The sequence below is a fragment of the Saccharopolyspora sp. NPDC002686 genome (genome assembly GCF_040295745.1).
GTDB classification, from domain to species: domain Bacteria; phylum Actinomycetota; class Actinomycetes; order Mycobacteriales; family Pseudonocardiaceae; genus Saccharopolyspora; species Saccharopolyspora oryzae.
Genome location: NZ_JBEOVY010000547.1, coordinates 1 through 3,312 on the forward strand (window position 1 = coordinate 1; position 3,312 = coordinate 3,312).

Below are 3,312 nucleotides of genomic sequence, written 5' to 3' on the forward strand. Positions count from 1 at the left end.
CGGGCCGAACTCGCCCTCGTGCAGGTGCAGATCGGTGCCGCAGACCCCGGCCAGCACCACCCGGAGCAGCACCTCGCCCGACGCCGGTTCCGGATCCGGAACACTGGTGATCTGGAACGACTTCGGTCCGTCGTAGACGACAGCCTTCACGCGGCTCCTCCTTTCAGAACGGACAGCAGATTAGCCACCGCACCCGCTGTCGCCCGACGCACGCTGGCCCCGGTGTAGCCGCCGACGTGCGGCGTGGCGATCACGCGCTCGTGCCGCAGCAGCGGGGTCAGCTCCGGTGGCTCGGTGTCGAACGCGTCGACCGCGTAAGCCGTGAGCCCGCCGTCGTCGAGTGCGGCGAGCACCGCGCCGTCGTCGACGAGCGCCGACCGGGCGGTGTTGATCAGGACCGCGCCTCTCGGCGCCCGGGCCAGCAGGTCGGCCGTGATCAGCGGCTTGCCGTCGGGTGGCGGCGGGCAGTGCAGGGTGATGACGTCGCTGCGGCGCACCAGCTCCGCGGGTTCCACCTGTTCCGCGCCTTCGAACGTCGAGAACGGGTCGTGCGCGACGACGTCGGCGCCGAGCGCGCGGAACGCCCCGGCGACCCGTCGCCCGATCTCCCCCAGCCCGAAGACGCCGACGGTCACGTCGGCCAATTCCCTTCCCTGGTAGCGGTTCCAGCCGCCCTCGTGCACCGACGCCGCCGACCACGGCACGTGCCGCAGCGCGGACATGGCCAGCACGACCGCCAGCTCCGCCACGCCTTGCGCGTTGGCCCCGGCGGCACGCTCGACGCGCACGCCGCGGGCGGTTGCCGCATCCAGGTCGATCCCGTCGGTTCCGGCGCCGTTGCGGCTGATCACCTTCAGCTCCGGCGCCGCGTCGAGCACCCGGTCGGTGATCCGCTCGACCCCGGCGAGCCAGCCCGCGCAGTCGGGGACGAGCGCGAGCAGGTCCTCTTCGGACGGCAGCTTCCCGGCCGGCCCCGGCACCAGCTCGTACCCGGCTTCGGCCAGGGGCGCCAGTTCGGGCACCGCGTCGAGCCCGGCCGCCGTCAGGGAGCGCGGGGTGACCAGGATCCGCCCGCTCATCGCCGCGCTCCTGCCGCGAGGTCGGACAGCGCCTGGAACTCCGGTCCCCGGGTGGCGATCTCGATCCCGAAGACCTCGGAGATCACCTGGGTCCAACCGTGCAGGAAGTACACCCAGCCGTCGTGGACGCCGACGTGCCCGGCCGCGCGGGCCTGGTCGAGGAACCGCAGTTCGCCGCGGTAGTTGAGGTCCCACGCGAGCGCGTCCCGGGGGAAGGTCGCGCCGTCGGTAAGCGGGGACCCGGGCGCGTCCTTGCCGAGACCGGTCGCGTTGACCACCAGCGATCCGGGGCTCAGGGAGGCCAGCACGCGGTCGTTGTCGCCCGGCTCCGGCGTGGTCGCGGTCTCGATCGCCACGTCCGTGCCGGCTTCGGCGTGGACCTTCTTCAGCGCGTCGAGGCGATCCGGGTCGCGGTCGGACACCACGATCCGGCGCGGCCGGTCGGCGCCGCGGCCGGACCGGCTCAGGTACCAGCTGAGCGCGATGGCCGCGCCACCCGCACCGATCAGGAACACGTCGGCACCGCTGGAGCTCCAGTAGCCGGGAGGCGCCACCGCGTCGACGGCGAGCCCCGCGGAGATGGGGTCCTTGGCGTGCGCGACCACACCGTCCGATGTGGACAGGCAGCTCACCTCGTGCATCAGCTCGGCGAGCGGGTCCACCCGCGCGAACAGGTCGCGGCAGGCGGTGAACAGGTCGAGCTTGTGGGTGGTCACGAGCGCGCCGCGGCCCAGTTCGCTAGCGGCCAGGAACTCCACGACGCGCCGGTAGTCCTCGGCGGGCGCGTGCACCGGCAGGTCGATGCCCTCGAGCACGGCGTCGATCCCGAGGTGCTCGGCCCAGCGCGGGAAGACCGTCCGGATCGACGAGCTCTTCGTCGTGACGCCGATGAAGTACAGCGTCGGACGGCTCGCGGGCGGCGGCAGTTCCAGGCTCATGCGGCCGCCTCCACGACCTGCACCGCGGCGCGCGCCCGTTCGGTGATCTCGGCCCACTTCCCGGCGGTGATGTCCTTGCGCGGGGCGATCCAAGTCCCGCCCACGGCCAGGACCGCGGGGTGCGCGAGGTAGTCGGCGAGGTTGTCCGGCGACACACCGCCGGTCGGCACGAACCGCACGCCCGCGGCCGAGAACGGTCCGGCGAGCGATCGCAGGGTGCCGAGCCCGCCGTAGCTGCCCGCGGGGAAGAACTTCACCACGTCGCAGCCCTCGGCGAGGCAGTCCATGATCTCGGCGGGCGTCACCGCGCCGGGCACGAACGGCAGGCCCGCCTCGCGCGCCGCCGCCAGCACTCCACCACCGCATCCGGGCGCCACGCCGAAGCGCGCGCCGGCCTGGGCGGCATCGGTGACGTTGGCCGGGCTGAGCAGCGTGCCCGCGCCGACGATCATCTCCGGCACCTCGGCCGCCACGCGCTCGATCGCGGTCCGCGCCGCGCTCGTGCGGTAGGTGACCTCCATGACCGGCAGGCCGCCCGCCACCAGTGCGCGGGCCAGCGGCACCGCGTCGTCCGCGTTCTCGATCTCGACGACCGGCACGACCCGGATCGTCCTGAGCTCGGTCAGCACGCTCATGCGACCGCCCCCGGGTAGCCGACGTGGTCCGGGTTGCGCCGCAGCGTCCATCCGCCTTCGCCGTCCTCGACGACCAGCGAGGCCATCCCGCCCGCCTGGGCGATCAGGTCGTAGTTCTGGCCCGCGTCGGTGTTGTAGCAGAACAGCGTGACGAGCGGTTCGTCGCCGGTGTTGACGCTGCGGTGCACCCAGTGCCCGGGGACGTGCACCGCGCGGCCCGGCTCGAGTTCGAGCGCTTCGCTGCGACCGTCGAGGGTTTCCAGCAGCAGCAGGCCGGTTCCGCTCAGGCAGTGGTAGAGCTCGGCGCGGTCGGGGACGGCGTGCAGGTGACCGCGCGTGACCGCGTACTCCGCACCGACCCGCCCCGGCTGCATCGTCGACGTGCCGATGGTCAGCGCACCCGGACCTTCCGCGCACCGGTGCTCCTCGACCCGGTAGACCAGGTGGTCCGGGCCGAGCTCGGCGAGCAGGTCGCGGTAGGCGGACTCGTCCCGGTACACGCCGCCCATGTCGCCGAGCCGCTTCTCGTACACGGAGGTGCGCCCGGTCAGCGCACCGTCGGTACCGACGAGCAGCGAGCCCGGCTCGGGCACCGAACGGAGTTCCGTCATCACAACACCTTTCTTGTAGTTCAACTACGCGGCGGCGGGCACAGTCGTC

4 protein-coding genes are annotated in these 3,312 nt (G+C 73.0%); all 4 read right to left on the reverse strand.

The window, feature by feature from the left end:
- Nucleotides 1–146: 146 nt before the first annotated feature.
- From ABTZ89_RS37300 to ABTZ89_RS37315, 4 genes are read right to left on the reverse strand one after another with little or no spacing between them, the layout of a single operon-like run.
- Complete coding sequence (locus tag ABTZ89_RS37300) at nt 147–1,079, reverse strand: phosphoglycerate dehydrogenase (RefSeq protein WP_351053896.1); 933 nt, start codon at nt 1,077–1,079, stop codon at nt 147–149.
- The gene (locus ABTZ89_RS37305) at nt 1,076–2,017 is read right to left on the reverse strand and encodes a shikimate dehydrogenase family protein (protein WP_351053899.1); all 942 of its coding nucleotides are present in this window, start codon (nt 2,015–2,017) and stop codon (nt 1,076–1,078) included. Before ABTZ89_RS37305 ends, ABTZ89_RS37300 begins: the two co-directional genes overlap by 4 nt.
- Nucleotides 2,014–2,652 carry a bifunctional 4-hydroxy-2-oxoglutarate aldolase/2-dehydro-3-deoxy-phosphogluconate aldolase gene (locus ABTZ89_RS37310; protein ID WP_351053900.1) on the reverse strand — a complete coding sequence of 213 codons (639 nt, stop codon included), beginning with the start codon at nt 2,650–2,652 and terminating at the stop codon, nt 2,014–2,016. The genes ABTZ89_RS37305 and ABTZ89_RS37310 overlap by 4 nt, the downstream gene beginning before the upstream one ends.
- Entirely contained in the window at nt 2,649–3,263 is a 615-nt protein-coding gene (locus ABTZ89_RS37315; RefSeq protein ID WP_351053903.1) for a glucose-6-phosphate isomerase family protein, read from the reverse strand. Before ABTZ89_RS37315 ends, ABTZ89_RS37310 begins: the two co-directional genes overlap by 4 nt.
- Nucleotides 3,264–3,312 lie beyond the last annotated feature (49 nt).

What these genes read in the sequence shown, in the direction of transcription:
- ABTZ89_RS37300 (WP_351053896.1), bottom strand. Translation starts at nt 1,079, where the DNA reads ATGAGCGGGCGGATCCTGGTCACCCCGCGCTCCCTGACGGCGGCCGGG.
- ABTZ89_RS37305 (WP_351053899.1), bottom strand. Translation starts at nt 2,017, where the DNA reads ATGAGCCTGGAACTGCCGCCGCCCGCGAGCCGTCCGACGCTGTACTTC.
- ABTZ89_RS37310 (WP_351053900.1), bottom strand. Translation starts at nt 2,652, where the DNA reads ATGAGCGTGCTGACCGAGCTCAGGACGATCCGGGTCGTGCCGGTCGTC.
- ABTZ89_RS37315 (WP_351053903.1), bottom strand. Translation starts at nt 3,263, where the DNA reads ATGACGGAACTCCGTTCGGTGCCCGAGCCGGGCTCGCTGCTCGTCGGT.